This is a genomic window from Fretibacter rubidus (genome assembly GCF_041429785.1).
Classification (GTDB): Bacteria; Pseudomonadota; Alphaproteobacteria; order Caulobacterales; family Maricaulaceae; genus Fretibacter; species Fretibacter rubidus.
Map to the genome: position 1 here is coordinate 476,028 of NZ_CP163423.1, position 17,800 is coordinate 493,827.

Below are 17,800 nucleotides of genomic sequence, written 5' to 3' on the forward strand. Positions count from 1 at the left end.
GGTGAACGCCTCAATCGAGCGATCGTATCCACGGATACAATCAATTGCATTTTTTTTCTAGGTTAAACTGTTACAATCCATTGCTTTTTTTGCTAGGTAAAAAGAGAGGTTTGGCAAATTATAGAAAGCTATGAATATGGCTAAGAAAATGACGATGGTAGATTTGGCAAATTTAGCCGGGGTGGATATCTCCACTGTTTCGCGTTCGCTAAATGATAGCCCTCTCGTCAAGCAACAGACAAAAGACGAAATATTCCGACTGGCGAGTGAACACGGTTATGTTATCAATGCCTCGGCGCGAAGCTTGCGAAAAAGGTCAAGTGAGACACTTGGTATCGTTATTCCGCTAGACCCGAAGTCTGGCCAAACAATATCTGATCCGTTTTTTCTTGAAATGGTTGGGGCCGTGACTCAAGCAGCCGCCAAGCGCGGCTATGATCTCATTATCAATATACCTGATTCAACATCCCAAATTGCCGAGCGGCGTCTTTTGCAAACAGGGCGGGCCGACGGACTGATCGTAATCGGTCAGGCGGGGCGCGTCGAGCGTTTAAACGCGCTGGGAGACCTGGTTAACAAAATAGTTGTCTGGGGCGGAGATAACAATGACGCGACTTATACAGTTGTAGGGAGTGATAATTTTCGCGGTGGGCGTATTGCTGCTGAGCACCTAATTGAGCGAAGGCGTGAACGGATTTTGTTTGTCGGAGACATCGCACTCCCTGAAGTGAAACTCAGATATGACGGTATGCTTGAAGCGCATCGCGCGACAGGCCTGACCCACGAGCCGGATTTGATACTTTCGGTCCCGTTTGGTGGTAAAGCTGCGTTCACCGCGATTCAGTCATTCTTGGACATCCGACAAGACTTTGACGCAATTTTTGCGGCTTCTGATGTGCTGGCCATTGGTGCCATTCATGCACTGCAAAAATATGGATTGGACGTGCCCGATGATGTTGCTGTGGTCGGTTATGACAATATCGGACAGTCCGGAATGTCTACGCCAAGTTTAACCACGATTGATCAGAATATTTCTGAGGGCGGTGAATTGCTTGTAAGGCTTTTATTGGACAAGCTGGACGGGAAAAATGTGAAATCCCTTTTGACTGAGACCCGGCTCGTTCAAAGAAACAGTAGTTAAGCCACCTCAACTTCTGTGAATAATTTTAAGTTATTTACCTTAATCGATACCGATTTCGGCCCTGAAATCGATAAAATAGATGCCTCATCTGATTGCTCTGTGACCGGACACATTAACTGTACTTCTTCTCTCTGAAAATCACTGGATAAGATACTGCATCCGAATCGATCTTTGAGTCCGGGCATGATGCTTGTTTCTGAGCGGTATGGCTCCCATGGGCCTCTAATCGTGCGGGAAACATAAAGACGTTGTTGTTTTGAAACTTCATCATCAGCTTGGCCCTCTCGCAGTCGATCGCAAGAAGCGATCATCAAATAATATAATTGCGTGGTTGGAGAATATAGAACTTTAGGAACCTCGGCCTGTGTGAATTCATGACTGTCAGGGAGTAAAATAGGTTTCATCAAATGTCGGACACTGACGTTATTTTCACTTACATCTAAAATGACGTGGGCAATGACCGGCGTTGCAGGGGTGGACTTGGCTGACCAAAGGCAGTGAAGTGTGCCATCAGGCGATTTAATGAGAAAAGGATCTCTCCAAGCCATAATCGGTCCGCCAGCTTCGCCGTTTTTGTGACCCAGCCTGTCAATGCTATCGAGGTAATATCCCCTTTCACGAATGAACTGGTAATCACGCCGAGGGTGAAGGGTTGCCCGTTCCAATGGAATAATTTCGTGTTCAGTATCAGTAGAAAAGCCAAAGCAGATGGATTGCATGAACGGATGGTTGTCATCGACACCTTCAATTCCGGTAAATCCGTGAAGTGTTTTTCCGTTTTTGAGATGAATGGCCGAACCACTCCACACATTGCCTGCATAGCTCATATCCTCTGATTCTGAGGGGCTTAGGACAGGTCCCAAATCTGACCAGTTTGTACCAGCGTCATAAGTTCGAAATTTTCGAATGTGGAATGCATGACTATTGCGTTCAGACGGTTGGATTGCCTTGCCACAATCATTTAACCTCGAAAGTGACAAGCAATAAAAGTCATACTCATCTTTGCCGTTCGATGTGGTCCAACTGTCCCACAGCCAATAATCTGGATGAACAATTCCGTTTGTAAAACAACGGTTAAATTGTTGTTTGGCTACTTCTAATTTCGTCGTCATCATAACACGTCTGATAAGAATTTACACGATACGAAGGTTTGCTATCGTTATATACAAACGATTGCAAGATTTAAAATCTGATTTTACTGAGAATGGCGTGCCATTTTTATCACGGCGGAAAAACAAAAAACAATCAATTGCATTTTTTACTTGCAATCGTTTGTTTTTTTGTTAAGGAAAGTAAAAATTTGTAAAATTCTAATTTTGAAAGGGGAGAGAAATGGCTTCGAAGAAAGTGGCATTACTATCATCAGCTGCAATATTATTAGTGGCGGGAGGAGTCACATCAGCGCAGGCTCAGGAGTCTGATCAAGTCTTGGATGAAATTGTTGTAACGGGTACTGCATCGCAAAAGTCCCAGATTGAAAGTGCCGTTGCGGTTACCCAGGTATCGGGTGACGTCATTGAGAATTTTCAACCCATTTCAGAAGCTGACCTCTACCGTTTGCTTCCAGGCATTCAAACGGCGGGCACCGCTGGTCCCGGTGGTAACGCGAACATCGCTGTTCGTGGTCTTCCGGTTGCGACGGGTGGTGCGCCATTCGTTCAAATTCAAGAGGACGGACTGCCAACAGTTCTTTTCGGCGACATTCAGTTTGGTAATAACGACTACTGGACAAACTTTGACTCGACCACGCGCGCCGTTGAAGCTCTTCGGGGTGGTACAGCGGGTACATTTGCTTCCCAGGCTCCGGGTGCGGTCATCAACTACATTTCCCGCACAGGTGAGGAAGAGGGCGGAATGGTTCGTCTTCGGACTGGTCTCGGGTTCGACGAAAAACAGATTGATTTCCGTTTAGGTGGAGATCTGAGTGATACAGTTCGCTACCATGTTGGCGGTTACTTCCGTGACGGTGAAGGTCCGCTTGAATCCGGTTTCGACGTCATCGAAAGTATCCAAATCAAAGGTAATGTGACCAAAGATTTCAGTGACGGATCTGGTTTCTTCCGCGCCAATGTTAAGTTCGCTGATACTCAGGAACCGAATTATACGGGTGCGCCATACACATTTAGTTCAGGTGGGAACAACCCTGGCGGTGCGGATACGTTCCCTGGGTTTGATGGTCTTGAACAATCTGCCTATTCAGCACTCAATCAGACGATGCTTGTTTTGGAACCGAGTGGGTTTGAGCGTGTCGAATTAAATGGTATTTCAACCAAGCAATTAGCCATCGGCTTTGAACTCGACAAAGACCTGAACGAAACCTTCTCAGTAAATAATAAATTCCGTTGGCAGGACATGGAAGGCGCGTTCGCAAATGCTTTCTTTGGGGTCGCCAGAACTGACGGATTGGTTGGGTCCACACTCAGTATTAACGGTAATCCTTACGCAACTGTAGCAGAAGTTCGTTACGCCAGTGGCCCGAACGCGGGTCAGGTTTTCAACGATACCTATTACGACAATAATGCCATTTTTAGAACGGATGTTGATGATATCGGTAGTATTGTGAATGACCTGCAATTAACCGGTAATTTCGATACAGGCGCGGGTTATTTGACTGCAGTGGCTGGATTTTTCTACATGGATCAGAAGATCGCTGCAGACTGGAAAGTCAACCGTGGTAATCGTGAAATTAGCGGCGACAATGCGGCGCCGCTGGACTTATTCGACGCGGCGGGCAATCAGCTAACACAGGCTGGTATCTCAGGTTATAACAACAACTGGGGTAGCTGTTGTTCACGGGATTATGATTTAAGCTATGCGAACAGCGCCCCTTATTTCGCTCTCGACCTTGACAATGACCGGTTCAATATCGACGGTAGCGTGCGTTTCGACACCGTTGATGCTACGGGTAACACCGTTGGTGCGGGTCAAGAATTCTTTGTCGATCCGAGTGGCGCCAATGTTGGTACAGACGTTGCCGATTATGTTCCGGGTATGGGATACATAACCGCACTTCTACCAAATGGAGGTCAAGAAGCACTGGACTATTCTGTAGACTACACATCTTGGACAGTTGGTGGTTTGTTTAAAGTTAATAGTGATACCAGCGTGTTTGCCCGCGCCTCTCGCGGAAACCGTTTCAATTCTGACCGTCAGACTTTTGCAGGTAACTTCAACGGCGACGGATCTTTGACTGAAGCCGGTGAGACAACTGCTGTTGATGAAGTCAATCAGTACGAGCTAGGTATTAAGCACCGTGGAAGCATTGGCGATGGTTCTTACTCGATCGAAGCGACATTGCTTGATGGTGATTTCTCTCAAAACACGTTTGAGATTGATGGCTCTGGTACAAGATGTCCGGGTGGGGCTGGTACTTGTGTGCTCAGCAATGATTTCAAATCCAGAGGCTTTGAGCTTTATGGGACTTTAAACGTGGGTAAATTGAGCCTTGTGGGCACAGGCACGTATACCGATGCCGAAGTTAAAGGTTCAACAGCTCCAGAGTTTACGCCTGCAGAACGGATCCCTGATTTCCAATATGCATTGGCAGCTAATTATGATGTCAATGATTGGGTCTGGGGTGGTGTCTCGCTCAATGGCCAAACCAAAATTGTCAATGGTGGCCGTACATGGGACGGTGTAAACACCTTTAGTGGTTATGTTCGCGTAAGCCCATTCGAGAATATTACGTTTGGCCTGGATGCCTATAACTTGTTCGATGACATCGCTTTCCGAGAAGGCGCATCGATTGCCGACGAGTCAGGGACGCCAATTGTTGGTACAGGCGGGTCAGTTCTTGGACGCACATTTAGGGCTTCCGTCACTTACGACTTCTAATTTTTCACGAACGGTCGAATATTTCGACCTTTTCCCCTGTGACTGGCCCGGTTCTTCCGGGCCTTTTTTCTATTTAACGGCATAACTTTCATATAAACAGGATCATATGAATATAGATAATCAGATTCGAAAAATTGTTATTGCCGGCGGTGGATCGGCAGGATGGATGAGTGCGGCCGCGCTTTCCAATTCACTGCAAGGCAAATGTGAGATCATCTTGATTGAGTCTGAAGCGATTGGGACGGTTGGGGTCGGCGAAGCGACAATCCCGCCTATTCGCACTTTCAATGCCTCACTCAATATTGACGAACGAGATTTTATCAAATCGACCCAGGCGACGTTCAAATTGGGTATTGAGTTTTCAAACTGGGCTCGAAGGGGCGAGTCTTATTTCCATCCATTCGGACCTCATGGACGACCGTTTGATATCGTCAACGTTCATCAATATTGGCTCAAAGCCTATCTGGAAGGCAAAATAGAACATAGCTTTGATAAGCATTCTATGGCGTGGCAGCTTGCCAAACAAAATCGCTTTGGCCGCCCGCTAGGTGACCCCAGAAATGTCTTATCTACATTTGATTATGCCTTTCATTTCGACGCGGGACTTTACGCAAAATTTTTACGTCAATATTCCGAGACGCGTGGTGTAAAGCGGGTCGAGGGAAGAATTGTCGATGTGAACCTGGATGGTGAGTCAGGTTTCGTCGAGAGCCTGAAAATGGATAAAGGCCAGACTATCGAAGCGGACTTATTCATCGATTGTACGGGGTTTAGAGCACTTCTTATAGAAAGGGCTTTAGGCGTCGGATTTGAAGACTGGAGCCAATGGTTATTGTGTGACCGGGCTGTTACGGTGGGCAGTCAGCAACTGCCCGATTTGCCGCCTTACACAAATTCGACCGCGCATGACGCGGGTTGGCAATGGCGGATCCCGTTGCAGCACCGCACCGGAAATGGATATGTCTATTCTAGTCAATTTGTCGATGAAGAGAGAGCGCAGCAAACGCTCTTATCTAATCTCAAAACTGAATCCATTGGAGTACCTAAGCATTTAAAGTTCAAAACGGGCCGAAGGTCAAAGTTTTGGCATAAGAATGTCATTGCCATAGGCTTGTCCAGTGGTTTTTTGGAGCCATTAGAGTCAACAAGTATTCACTTAATCCAAGCCGGTATTTCAAAATTACTGGCCTTGTTTCCCGATCGAAGTTTCGATCCACTCGTCATTGATGAATATAATCGAATTGCTTGCACAGAGGTTGAACGCATTCGAGATTTTCTTATCCTTCATTATAAACTCACGGAAAGAACTGACTCAGATCTTTGGAATTATTGCCGTCAGATGGAAATTCCCGACACCTTGTCCTATAAAATTCAACATTTTAAAAAATATGGCCGCCATATTGCGAGAGAAATGGACCTGTTTGGCGTCGACAGTTGGCTGGCAGTGCATATTGGTCAACGAAATTATCCGGACGCCGTCGACCCTCTCGCAAGTTTGCGGGGTCAAAATGGCTTGGATTGGTTAGGTAAGCTGAGAAACGCGATGAAGTCAGCCGCTAGCCAGCAGGCGACACACCGTGAGTTTATACAAACACATTGTGCTGCGCCGGCATTGAATTAGATGCTCCCATTAGCTTCTGAACTCAGGCGAAGTTATGAGCATGTCATGTCATGGCAAAAATCGGTCGGAAATCTCAAAACGCAAAAGGACAAATTTTCAATCGTTTTGAATGTCTCCGAACAATTGAAGCGGGCGAGCAGGGGGGATCTTTCGCTGGAATTGTTATTGCCTTGGAGGCCGATATTCAGAAATGATCCGAATTTCCAATTTGCCTTAGCCCTCGCTTATCGAGATGCCCAGTCTCACAAAAATGCGCTAAAGGCGATCAATCGCGTTGTTTCAAGACCTCACCCCGCAATTAATCATCTCCACACTGCGGGAAAGTTAAAGTTGGAGAACTGGCAGGAAGACGCTGCGAGGGATCTTAGAATTGCACTTAAGAAAGATCCGAATAATTTACAGATTATCAAAGATCTTGCGCGGGCTTTAACTTGTTCTGCGGAGTTTGGAGAAGCCGAAAAATTGCTGGAGGCCACGCTTGTGGATCAGCCCGATTGGATAGAGGGGTTGGAACAGCTTTCCGTTTTACGCCACACGAGTGGTCAAGAGGATTATGACCGAGCTTACGAGCGCGCTGTTCTTAAGGCACCTGATCAGATCAAATTAAGATTAGCCTGGTTTCAGAATTGCGTGAAACACAAAAAGTGGAATATCGCCAAGGATGTTTTAGATAGCGCGCTCAATAAATTTGGTGACTATAGATCACTAGTTTCGGCAAAACGCTTTCTTTTGGCGGAGACACAGTCGGACATTTCTTTCGACGATCTATTTGAGTCGGTGCAAGAGCTCGCTGATCCCGGATTAGATATTTGCAGGGTCAGATATGCATTAAAGCAGTCGGCCCCCGAATTAGCTCTCTCGATTTGTGAGCTTTACACAAAGACAGATTTTGATAGATCTTTTTGGCCTTATATTTCTTTATGTTGGCGGCTCTTGGACGATAAACGTTTTTCTTGGCTCGAGCGCGACGGTGACTTTATTAAAACGCTTGACTTGGGATTGTCAGGGCAAGAACTCGATGAGTTAAAGTCATTTCTTTTTTCACTTCACAATCATCAAAGATACTATCCGGAGCAATCTGTTCGGAAAGGAAGCCAGACAGACAGAAACCTGCTACTTGCCCACTTTCTTGAAGTCCAAAAGCTCCGAAACCGTATTGCCGATAGGGTGCGCGAATATATAAATTCATTGCCGGATATTGAGCCGGAACATCCATTTTTACGGCATGAGCGGGAGACCGTGAAATTTGCCGGGAGTTGGTCAGTCCTACTGCAGGGCGCTGGCTATCATAGCGACCATACGCATACCCAAGGTTGGATCAGTTCTGCCAGTTATTTCAATGTGCCGGACCCTGAAACAAGGGGGCCGGAGCCCTCCGGATATTTACGGTTCGGCGCCTCTCCTCCCGAGCTGGGACTCACTTTAGAACCCTACAAATGGATTAAACCAGAAGTAGGAAAGCTTGTATTATTTCCGTCTTATACCTGGCATGGCACCGAGCCTATCTTGGATGGGCAACGTCTCACTGTGGCTTTTGACGTGATGTAGGATTTATATCTGGTGTTTACTCTTAAAGAACCGCCAAGCCGTTCTGACGATGAAGTCTAAGTCTGAGTATTTTGCCTCAAAGCCTAAAACAGATTGCGCACGACTTGTATCTGCATAGAGCTGAGACAGATCGCCGTCACGCCTGGGTTCGATGTCATAGGGCATAGGAAGGCCCGTGACTTTTTCAACCGTTTTTAGAATTTCAAGATTACTGTAGCCTTTGCCAGTTCCAATATTAAGTTCCGCCTTGGTCAATCCATTTTGTAGTTTATCCCAACTCAGTAAATGAGCCTGCGCGATATCATTGACATGAATATAGTCCCGAATACACGTTCCATTAGGCGTGTCGTAATCATTCCCAAAGATTTTCATGCGTTGTCTGAGTCCTGCCGCGGAAGCCAACGCGAGTGGGATTAAGTGGGTTTCTGGGTCATGTTCTTCGCCAATTTCGCCGCTTTCATCAGCGCCCGCAGCGTTAAAATAACGCAAAGTCACATAGTTTAAATCAAAGGCTTTGTGATAGCTCTGCAACATGTGTTCGATGGCCAGTTTGGTTTTGCCATAAACGCTGTAAGGGCTTTGAACTTCTTTTTCATTGATAGGTAAGTTTGAAATCTCGCCATAAGTCGCACAGGTGGATGAGAAAATGATTTTGTTGATACTTGAATTCTTCATGGCATCCAGAAGGTTGAGTGCCCCGACGACATTATTCATATAAAAGGAGTCAGGGTGCTTCTCACCGAAGCCTACCTCAATTGAACTCGCCAGGTGAACAACCAAAGGCACATGTGAATGTTTCTCTATTTCTTCGAAAATCGTCGCTCTGTCACATAAATCTACTTCTATTAAAGGTCCCCATTTCACAGCGTGATTATGGCCGGTAGATAGATTGTCAAAGGTGATGGGAAGAATCCCTTGTTGAGCAAAAGCTTTACAAACATGGCTACCAATATAGCCGGCGCCGCCAACAACAATAACGCTAGGAGAACTGGTTTCAGCAGACATAATAGGCTTTCGGATGGTTTGATAATAGCGCTGCTGTCCAAGTCTCCACTTGATCAGCTTCAACACAAGCGACAATACAGCCGCCAAAGCCGCCTCCCGTTTGCCGTGCGCCTAAAGCCCCCAGTTTAATCGCGTCTGCGACGAGGTTATCAATTTCCAGTAGGGTGATTTCAAAATCATTTTTCATTGATTGATGGCTCTCGTTCATGAGTTGTCCGAATTCTACGAAATTGTCGTCTTTGAGCGCTTTGGCGGCCTGCTGAGTGCGTTCGTGTTCCGTTATGCAATGACGGGCACGCAAAAATAATGTGGGATCCACTAGCTTCAGCTTTTCAAGTTTTTCGAGGGGCATGCGGCATATGTCGTTTTGGTTGACGATTTCCTTGATCTCATCACATTCCTTTTTGCGGATTTTATATCGACCATCAGATAATTGCCGATAAAATCCGGAATGAATGACAACCATCCGAAATTCCGGATTAAGCGGAATATGTTCAAATTCCAGATTGTCGGTGTCCAATTTCATCGCATGACCAGATAAGGCATTGGCAATGACCATTTGATCCATAATGCCGCAGGGAACACCAATAAATTCATTTTCTATCTGCTTGGCATATTGGGCAATTTGTGTGTCCGTGATGTCTGAGGCGGCCTTATCGCGAAAGATTTTTAAGAGACCCACAGTGAGCGCCGCGGAAGACGATAGACCAGCGCCATGTGGTAAATTTGACTCAATCAATATATCTGCTCCGCCGGACGTTAAGGCTAATTCATTGGCCTTTATAGCGGCTCCTAATGCATAATCTGACCAATGTTGGCTGGCGGTGGTATCCAATTTCAGCGCAACCATTCCTTCAAAAGTGGACGATGAAATATTTATCGATGAGTCAATTCTGTTGGATATAGCGATCTTGATGCCCAGCCCTATTGTGGCTGGCAGAGCAAGGCCGCCATTATAATCTGTATGTTCCCCCAATAAGTTGACTCGCCCTGGTGTGAAGGCAGTTATTTCAGGCGCACGACCGTAAAGAGTATGAAATTTAGACTCGATCACCGATATCTCTCAATTGCTGGGCTGCAAACTCCGGCATCACATCAACTGTAAACACGCCTGTCGATTGTTCGATCGAGGCCAGATATTTGACACGATTTTTGTCTCTTAAAATTGGATAAAACTGTGTTGTGAAATGAAAGCTGCGTTCATATCCTAGTGGGCTAGCATGAAGTGACATCATAGAGGCTGTGTCTCTTTCGAAAAATTTATCATAGCGCCGTGTGACGTCCCCGAGAAGAAAGCAATAATCTTCAAGTTCAGTGTCCGAAAACGACCATGGTCCCGGGTGATGATTAAGTGGGGCGATCCAAACTTCGAAAGGGAATCTGGCAAATGGAGGGCAGAAAGCGACCATATCCCCAATCTTATTGACAATAAACGCTGATCCGTCTCCAGACAGAATGTCCCTAATATTGAAACCTTTTTCAAAAGCGGTGGCCGCTTTCATCTGTACCGTCGGGATTATAGAAAAGGCATAAATTTGACCATGCGGATGATGAAGGGTCACACCAACCTCATCGCCCCGATTTTCAAAGGGTATGACAAATTTATGGCCGTCGGACAGTAGGGCTTGATATCTGTCTATCCAGGCTGCGGCCAATAAGCGTCTTTTGGACTGCCCAATGGTATAGATATTCCCGCTGGCCTCAGGCCCGTAAACGACAACGTCACAATGACCAAGCGCTTGTGATTTTTCCAAAATTTTATTTGATGACGGATGAGGCGCGTCACGGTGAAGGCTTGTAAACTTGTTCTCGAAGATAGCGAGTTCAAAGTTTTCAAAGGGAATTTCAGTCTCGACTCCGCCAGGAAGCGTAGGCGCGAGCGGATCATCGGCTATTGAAGGTTTGAATGTTCTATTTTGACGGTGAGGCGCGTAAATATTCCATTCCTGCCGCAATGGGTGCCATCTGAGTTCGCCTCCGGCGGCAACTTCGCTTGGTGTTTGCGGTAAGGATTTATGATCATGAGGTCCGTATCCGTAAAGACGCAAGGTTCTCCCGTCGTCCTTAATGAAATCGCGCCTGAATAAATCCAAATTGCCAGATTTTAGTTGAGTTAAGTTCATATTTATTCCAAATAACAATCGATTGTAATTCGCTAAACCGAACCGCTGATTTTGTCAATTAGGTATCGAGATTACTGATCGGGCGCATTCCGAAGCCGAGGCTCCGGAACCGGGCTGGCGTGAACCGAACCTCGAATTTTGAGTTTCGGCCCTTCGGGCTTTCATCCCTTGCGCGGTTTAACATTTGTCATTCGTTGCACGGATCGCGAAAGCTATTCCCTCCGGCTTACACTTTCAGGCCCCGCCCTTACCACTGCGCTGGCCGTGAACGGCCCTTGGCGCAGAGGCGCGCGAGCGAATGAGACGCATGCGCTTTCAACTGCAAGCAGAGGGGCCGATCGCTTGGAACGGCTTTGTCACGTTAACTGAAAGAGCCGCAACTTTCTTCTGGGCGTCTTTCTTACTCGCAAGTGGATGCCGTCACGATGTCCCACTCGGTTCGAGCTCGTTGCCTGAATTTTCGAAGTGTCTTTCTTGAGATGAGATGGCGTCGGTGATTGAAGAGATTGTAGATTTGGCTGTGGGCTGAAAGCAGTTTTTGAGCTTTATGAACTGACCTGAATTTTTGTGCTTTTCGCTCTCGCCTTCGGATTGGAACGTGAGAGCATTCAGCTCGATTGTTCTTCCGTCCTCCAACGTCTTGGAGATGTTTCAATCCCAACTGTTTGAGAGCGGCTCCGTAAGATCCAAGTTTGTCCGTAACGATGCGAGTGGGCTTAATGCCCTGGTTTCTGAGGAGTTTGCGCAGTAAACGTGTGGCGGCTTTTGCGTTTCTTCTGTGTTGAACAACTACATCGAGAACAGTTCCTTCGTTGTCGACGGCCCGCCAAAGATAAACCATTTTCCCATTTATCTTGGTATAGACTTCATCCAAGTGCCAAACAGGCGAGGGGTTTTCTGATCTCGATTTTATCCGTTTTGCTTACGTTGACCCAAACTTATCAACCTATCTCCTGACTGTTTCATAGGAAACTTCCACGCCGCGTTCTATCATGAGCTCTTCGACGTCGCGAAAGCTCAAATTAAACCTGAAATACATCCATACAGCCCGACGTATAACGTCCGGGTGGAAGCGATGGCGAGTATAGATTGAGGTTTTCATCGCTAAAGTTTAGCGCATTGTCCGGAAGCCGGCATTAACGTGACAAAGCCCCCTAAAGCGTCTAAATTGGCGTTTGAGCGGGTATGAGCTAAAAAATTATGCGTACTGACACATCTCATATAGAGAATCTTTGTATAAGATTGCTTGCAGCTATTCGTGCGGAAGCTACAGTTCAAAGCATATTCAGTTATATCAAAAGACATTTGGCTTTCGTCACTTGATTGTAAAAATAGATAAAGAGCAACCATTGCTTCATATAGGTCTCTCCAATCCAATTTAATTGAAAAGTTAAATTCCGCAGGAATTGATTTCGGTGGCTTCACTCAATCCTTTCAGGTCAAAATGAACTTCAATTTTTAGTCTAAACTCAGCGAAGTCTAGAGACTTAAATAACCTCTTCCAAGTCGGTAATTTAACCTACAAACTTTGAGATATTAGGGTTTTATTTCTTAGCTATCTAAAAATTCATTTTTGCACCTATGGGCGTCTCCCTTCGCTAACGCTGCGGGCCGGGCTGTCGTAAACCAAGCCCGCTTTGAGGTCTTGGCCATTCGGCTTCCATCCCTGACGCTCCCGCTATTGCGGGTTTACTTCAGGCGTCTGCTTGTCAGCAGACAATTCCGCATCCCGAAACAGGCTTGCTCCCTTCATTTTCGCCTTTGGCGAATGTGAAGAAAGCCGATCCCGCGCCGCTCATCTCGACCTCCGGCCGAGGATGAGACGGCGCGCGCTCTAAGCCGCGTCGGGGCTGCGGGCCTGCGCAACCTTTGACCCTTCGGCCAAGGGCCGCTTGGCGCCTGTATGCGCTCGCGCGTCCCGGTCGCTTCGCTTTGGGGTCGCTCGCTTATGTGTTTGGATGAAAAAATTGGAGAATGATCAGCTTGTTTTGAAATGCCCGAAGATCATGAATACCCCAATGAGAATAAATCCTATTCCTGCAATCAATTTTAAAGGCATGGTAGATAAGTATTTATCAGCACTGGCCCCTAAGATAACAGCTAAAGCGGTTGAAAGACCAGTGCCGAGGACGCTGCTAAAAAGACAAACGCTTTATTGGATGTCCCGTCCGTTGAAAATAACACGGTCGCGAGTTGAGTTTTATCGCCTAGCTCTGCCAAAAAAAACTGTCAGAAATATTGTAAGATATACGTTCATATTATGTGGCCTTTGAATTTCATTGGGTGCGTGTCTAATCTACTTATAGTGTCTGAATCCACGTCTGAAAATCTAAAGACTTGAAAGCTCTCTATGGGCGGCCCTAGCGGGCCAACTTTATTGGTTTTGTTCCCTCCTCGGGGGACGGCGGTAAGCGGTCGGCCAATCTGGCGACGGGCAGTCCCGCCGCAAGGCCTTTGGCCAAAGTCGTCTAGGTCTCTTTACATTGTAATACCAAAAACCTTGCGGCGTGCCTTTTTACCCGTCGCCTGACTGGCCTCTTGCCGCTTCCCCCCGCCCCCTGCGGGGGAACGTGCTGCGTCCGATTGGGCGCTTCGCGCCGCATTTCGCGGACGGTTTTGGAGACAGCCCGATGACACTTTGCCAAGCCGAGAGCCAGACCCCTTTTGACCATCAGCCGCCAACCATCCCGCCACAGGGCATTGAGAGCGGAAGTGTTACGCCGCCAGACCCTAACCCTATCCGCATTTATGTGGCTTGCCTTGCCGCTTATAATAACGGCCATTTGCACGGCGAGTGGATAGAGGTCACTGACGAGGCCAGTATTTGGGAAGCGGTGCAAGCGATGCTGTTTGCATCCCCGATAGACGGGGCCGAGGAATGGGCCATTCACGACTATGAGGGTTTTGAAGGCGCAGAGGTTGGCGAGTATTACAGCTTTGCCAATGTTGTGGAGCTTGCCGAATATATCACCGAGCGCGGCGAATTAGGGGCGCAAGTCCTCAATTATTACGGCGGTAATATCGAAGACGCCAAATCCCGCTTTGATGAATATGCGGGAGAATATGATAGCCTAGAGGCTTACGCCGAAGAACTGACCGAGCAGTCAGGCTTAGAAATTCCGGAAAGCCTTGCAAACTACATCGACTATAAAGCGATGGCGCATGACTATGAGCAGTCAGGCGACTTTCTAACTTTTGAGGTCAGCGGTTCTGTTCATATTTTTTGGGCGCATTGAGATGGCCCGCTATCAAGTAAAGCCCCGCGAGGACGGGCGCGGCCCGTATCGGTGGAGCCACGTTGTCAAACGTCACGCCCAATTAAGACAGGGCACGATTTACACCCAAATGGGCGACGACTTAGACCCCCAAGACTCCACCAAATTACGCGAACTCTGCGACACCGCAGGGTTTGAGGTGCGGAGGGTTGCATGACCTTTACGCAAAAATTTGATGACTATGTTTGCATTGGCGACATCATCTCTTGCACCGTGGACGGTTACACCATAACGGCCCGTATTGCCCATGATGAGACTCCAGACGCGCCCGACGAGCGTCAGGACGGATTCTGGCCTAGCCTCTATAAAGATGATGCGGGGTTTATCGGGTCAGGCAATGGATGGCGGGATCGCTTTGACGCGGCTCAAGCCCGCGCCGAGCGCGTTATGACCGCGTGGAAAAATGACGAATGGTTTTATTGCGGCGTCGTTTTATCCGTAGCGCTTGAGAGCATCACACTCGACAGATTTGCGGCAAGCCTATGGGGCATTGAGGCGAACTATCCCGATAGGGACAACGCCTATCTTACCGAAGTCGCGAATGAACTTTTACCCGAAGCTATCGCCGAGGCAAAAGCGGAGCGGGCGCGGCAATGCTCTATCCTATGTCAAACTGAGAGCGCGGCATGACCCGCCAGTTTGAAACAACAGAGGTTGGGAGCCAGAGCCTGATTGATGGAGTTCGCCCCGTCAGTTTGGGCGAGAAACTGACCGCCCGAACCGCGCACCCCATGACTCCCAAACGCAACCCCCATGCAGGGCAGAAGTGCATTGTTTTTCCATTTTGCGACCACGGCTTCTTTGACGGCGCGGGACAAGTGAGGGCTCCAGTGGAGCGCTCACCCCCGAACGCCGTGCGCAAATTGACTTGTTAGACCTCATTTCAACCCAAACCCAAACCCAAACCAACTAAGGAGGCTCCTATGAGCAAACCATTCGACTTAAAATTCATTCCCTTCTCTCAATTGCATATCTCAAAACTAAATATGCGCCACAGCGAAACGGCCCCTGAAATTGACGACATTTTGCCAAGCGTGAAAGAGCGCGGCATCCGTCAGCCGTTAATCGTGCGGCGCGAGGGCGGCACAGCCAAGAAACCCAAATACGGCATCGTCGCAGGACGCCGCCGTCACTTCTGCCTCGCTACGCTTGCAGAGCAAGGCACGGACATCGCCGATGTGCCTTGTTGCGTCATGGACGCCAAAGATGATGCACTCGCAATTGAGACAAGCATTATCGAGAACGTGGCGCGATTAGCGCCCACGGAGATGGAGCAATATGAAGCCTTTTCAGCCCTAGCGGAGAAAGGCCAAAGCGTGGACGATATTGCCGCCGTGTTTGGCATTACGGCCAATTCCGTCAAACGCCGCTTGGCATTAGGCGCGCTTATTCCCGGTGTGCGCGAAGCCTATTCCAATCAGCAGATTGACGCGGCGTCTATTCGTGTTTTGACGATGGCGACAGAGGAGCGGCAAGCCGAGTGGTTAGCCCTGTTCAATTCAGATGATTATTGTCCGACAGGTCACCAGATTAAGGCATGGCTGACAGGCGGCGGTGTCATTACCACAGAAGTCGCCTTGTTTAATGTGGCCGAATATACAGGCACAATCCTGACAGATTTGTTCGGTGACCACGGCCAATTTGCCGATGTGGAGCACTTTTGGGAATCCCAAAACGCGGCCATCGCCAAAGAAGTTGAGACCTATAAAGCGGACGGATGGAAAGAGGTCATCTTAGGAGAGCGTGGTCGTCACTTTCCGACTTATTGCCACGTCCACCATCCCAAGGAACAAGGCGGCAGAGTCTATATCGAGACGCGCGATAGCGGCGAAGTATTATTCCATGAAGGTTATATCACCGACAAAGAGGCGCAGACCATACGCCGTGCCTTATCAAATGGGCAGAGCGAGGACGCGAAGGCGTCAAAGACAAGCAAACCCGAAATGTCAGGCCCGATGTCAGACTATATGAACTTGCACCGCCACAGTATTGCGAGGGCCGAGTTGATTAAGCGTCCTGATTTGGCCTTGCGTCTGTCTGTTGCGCATATGATATGCGGAGCGCGGAACTGGAAAATCGATGGCAAAAGCCCCCGAAGCCGCAAACCAGAAACCCAAGCCAGTGTGGAAGCCAGTAAGGCGGAAGGCTTACTGGCCGAGGAACGCCAAGCGGTCTGCGACCTGCTTGGACTGTCGCAGGAGCATCCGCAACTCTACTACCGCTATGAAAGCCCCTATGATGTTTGCGAGATATTTGCGCGGCTTTTGACTTTGGAAGATGCAGACGTGTTACGCATCCAAGCCTTTTGTCTCTGCGAGACATTGGCCGTGGATAGCAGTGAAGTGGAAGCTATCGGCATCCTGACTGCGCCAGACTTTGGCGAGTATTGGACGCCCGATGAGGCTTTCTTTGCACTTTTGCGCGACAAGCCGACGATTAATGCAATGGTCAAAGACATAGCAGGAAAATCGGTGGCTGATAGCGCTGTGACGGACACAGCGAAACTGCAAAAGCAGATTATCAAGAACCGTATGGCAGGGCATGGCGTCAAAGAGGCAAGCCCTGACTGGCTCCCAAGATGGGCCGCTTTCCCCGCCAAGCCTTATAAGGCTATTGATGGATGCGCCCCCGCAGAGCGGGCGCGGCGCATTGATAAGATGTTCAAACCCGCTTGACCTTGCGGCAAAGAGACAACTGAAAAGCCCCCGCCATTTGGCGGGGGCTTTGCTTTATGGAAGACCCAAGCAAACGTGCGGCGAGCGGCGGTTGACCGCAAGAGCCAGACTTTACGACCAAAAAAATCCCGCATCTGTGTTCGCCAAGGCGGGGTCATGCGAGGCAGGATTTAAACGGCTTGCAGGTTCCAGAGGCGCAAATTCAAAATGCCTCTTTGTCATAAGTCTGTTCAAGATTGGCAGAGAGACTTTACATTGTGCCGAAGATCGGAGGGGCAAAGGCTGGCGAGATATACGCTTTACCATACCCGTCTTAGCAGTCTTGACCCAGCCGCAGGAGCCGCCAATGTCCTATCCAAGCGTATCCACAATCCGACTGTAAAGGGCCGTGCCGCGCCCTCTCTATTGTCATAGGCGATATTGTCGACGCGGGGCGCAGGCCGGCAAGGCTAAGGGTATAAGGACAAAACTACCCGCTTCATTTTGCATATGAACATATCCAAGCGCTTGCACCATGATCCCACGCGTCTCAAAATCACATCAACAAAATGGTTGGAGGAAGCCAAATTCCCTGCTGA

At 48.2% G+C, this 17,800-nt stretch carries 13 protein-coding genes and 1 pseudogene; 8 read left to right on the top strand and 6 right to left on the bottom strand.

Annotated elements, in window-relative coordinates:
* Positions 1 to 136 precede the first annotated feature (136 nt).
* Positions 137 to 1,141, top strand: a complete 1,005-nt coding sequence (locus tag AB6B37_RS02245) for a LacI family DNA-binding transcriptional regulator (RefSeq protein WP_371397272.1) — start codon at positions 137 to 139, stop codon at positions 1,139 to 1,141.
* Here the strand turns inward: AB6B37_RS02245 and AB6B37_RS02250 are convergent.
* Positions 1,138 to 2,256 (bottom strand): hypothetical protein, encoded by a 1,119-nt coding sequence (locus AB6B37_RS02250; RefSeq protein WP_371397274.1) that lies wholly within the window; start codon positions 2,254 to 2,256, stop codon positions 1,138 to 1,140. The two genes, AB6B37_RS02245 and AB6B37_RS02250, sit on opposite strands and share 4 nt — an antisense overlap.
* A 217-nt stretch (positions 2,257 to 2,473) precedes the next feature.
* Between AB6B37_RS02250 and AB6B37_RS02255 the strand changes: the two genes are divergently transcribed.
* The 3 genes from AB6B37_RS02255 to AB6B37_RS02265 all read left to right on the top strand — a co-directional run bounded on the left by AB6B37_RS02255 (position 2,474) and on the right by AB6B37_RS02265 (position 8,144).
* Positions 2,474 to 4,975, top strand: coding sequence for a TonB-dependent receptor domain-containing protein (locus AB6B37_RS02255; RefSeq protein ID WP_371397275.1), 2,502 nt, complete (start codon positions 2,474 to 2,476; stop codon positions 4,973 to 4,975).
* Between the two features lie 106 nt (positions 4,976 to 5,081).
* Complete coding sequence (locus AB6B37_RS02260; RefSeq protein ID WP_371397276.1) at positions 5,082 to 6,596, top strand: tryptophan halogenase family protein; 1,515 nt, start codon at positions 5,082 to 5,084, stop codon at positions 6,594 to 6,596.
* A gap of 45 nt (positions 6,597 to 6,641) precedes the next feature.
* Positions 6,642 to 8,144 (top strand): putative 2OG-Fe(II) oxygenase, encoded by a 1,503-nt coding sequence (locus AB6B37_RS02265; RefSeq protein WP_371397277.1) that lies wholly within the window; start codon positions 6,642 to 6,644, stop codon positions 8,142 to 8,144.
* A 3-nt stretch (positions 8,145 to 8,147) separates the two neighbouring features.
* Here the strand turns inward: AB6B37_RS02265 and galE are convergent, their stop codons facing one another.
* The 5 genes and pseudogenes from galE to AB6B37_RS02290 form a co-directional block, all read right to left on the bottom strand.
* Complete coding sequence (galE, locus tag AB6B37_RS02270) at positions 8,148 to 9,149, bottom strand: UDP-glucose 4-epimerase GalE (protein WP_371397278.1); 1,002 nt, start codon at positions 9,147 to 9,149, stop codon at positions 8,148 to 8,150.
* Complete coding sequence (galK, locus tag AB6B37_RS02275; RefSeq protein WP_371397279.1) at positions 9,139 to 10,203, bottom strand: galactokinase; 1,065 nt, start codon at positions 10,201 to 10,203, stop codon at positions 9,139 to 9,141. Before galK ends, galE begins: the two co-directional genes overlap by 11 nt.
* Positions 10,190 to 11,197, bottom strand: a complete 1,008-nt coding sequence (locus tag AB6B37_RS02280) for a galactose-1-phosphate uridylyltransferase (RefSeq protein ID WP_371397280.1) — start codon at positions 11,195 to 11,197, stop codon at positions 10,190 to 10,192. Before AB6B37_RS02280 ends, galK begins: the two co-directional genes overlap by 14 nt.
* A 475-nt stretch (positions 11,198 to 11,672) precedes the next feature.
* Positions 11,673 to 12,374: pseudogene (locus AB6B37_RS02285) on the bottom strand (IS6 family transposase).
* A gap of 998 nt (positions 12,375 to 13,372) precedes the next feature.
* Entirely contained in the window at positions 13,373 to 13,456 is an 84-nt protein-coding gene (locus tag AB6B37_RS02290; RefSeq protein WP_371398397.1) for a hypothetical protein, read from the bottom strand.
* 386 nt (positions 13,457 to 13,842) lie between these two features.
* Here AB6B37_RS02290 and AB6B37_RS02295 point away from each other — a divergent pair, with 386 nt between their 5' ends.
* The 4 genes from AB6B37_RS02295 (at position 13,843) to AB6B37_RS02310 (ending at position 17,222) form a co-directional block, all read left to right on the top strand.
* Complete coding sequence (locus AB6B37_RS02295; protein ID WP_371397281.1) at positions 13,843 to 14,508, top strand: antirestriction protein ArdA; 666 nt, start codon at positions 13,843 to 13,845, stop codon at positions 14,506 to 14,508.
* Between the two features lie 192 nt (positions 14,509 to 14,700).
* Entirely contained in the window at positions 14,701 to 15,177 is a 477-nt protein-coding gene (locus tag AB6B37_RS02300) for a hypothetical protein (RefSeq protein ID WP_371397282.1), read from the top strand.
* On the top strand, positions 15,174 to 15,422 hold the full coding sequence (locus AB6B37_RS02305; RefSeq protein ID WP_371397283.1) for a hypothetical protein: 249 nt from the start codon (positions 15,174 to 15,176) through the stop codon (positions 15,420 to 15,422). Before AB6B37_RS02300 ends, AB6B37_RS02305 begins: the two co-directional genes overlap by 4 nt.
* Before the next feature lie 48 nt (positions 15,423 to 15,470).
* Positions 15,471 to 17,222, top strand: coding sequence for a ParB/RepB/Spo0J family partition protein (locus AB6B37_RS02310; RefSeq protein ID WP_371397284.1), 1,752 nt, complete (start codon positions 15,471 to 15,473; stop codon positions 17,220 to 17,222).
* Positions 17,223 to 17,800 lie beyond the last annotated feature (578 nt).

Bases quoted from the DNA above. Each gene is read 5' to 3' on its own strand.
- AB6B37_RS02245 (WP_371397272.1), top strand. From the start codon at position 137: ATGGCTAAGAAAATGACGATGGTAGATTTGGCAAATTTAGCCGGGGTG.
- AB6B37_RS02250 (WP_371397274.1), bottom strand. From the start codon at position 2,256: ATGATGACGACGAAATTAGAAGTAGCCAAACAACAATTTAACCGTTGT.
- AB6B37_RS02255 (WP_371397275.1), top strand. From the start codon at position 2,474: ATGGCTTCGAAGAAAGTGGCATTACTATCATCAGCTGCAATATTATTA.
- AB6B37_RS02260 (WP_371397276.1), top strand. From the start codon at position 5,082: ATGAATATAGATAATCAGATTCGAAAAATTGTTATTGCCGGCGGTGGA.
- AB6B37_RS02265 (WP_371397277.1), top strand. From the start codon at position 6,642: ATGTCATGGCAAAAATCGGTCGGAAATCTCAAAACGCAAAAGGACAAA.
- galE (WP_371397278.1), bottom strand. From the start codon at position 9,149: ATGTCTGCTGAAACCAGTTCTCCTAGCGTTATTGTTGTTGGCGGCGCC.
- AB6B37_RS02300 (WP_371397282.1), top strand. From the start codon at position 14,701: ATGACCTTTACGCAAAAATTTGATGACTATGTTTGCATTGGCGACATC.
- AB6B37_RS02305 (WP_371397283.1), top strand. From the start codon at position 15,174: ATGACCCGCCAGTTTGAAACAACAGAGGTTGGGAGCCAGAGCCTGATT.
- AB6B37_RS02310 (WP_371397284.1), top strand. From the start codon at position 15,471: ATGAGCAAACCATTCGACTTAAAATTCATTCCCTTCTCTCAATTGCAT.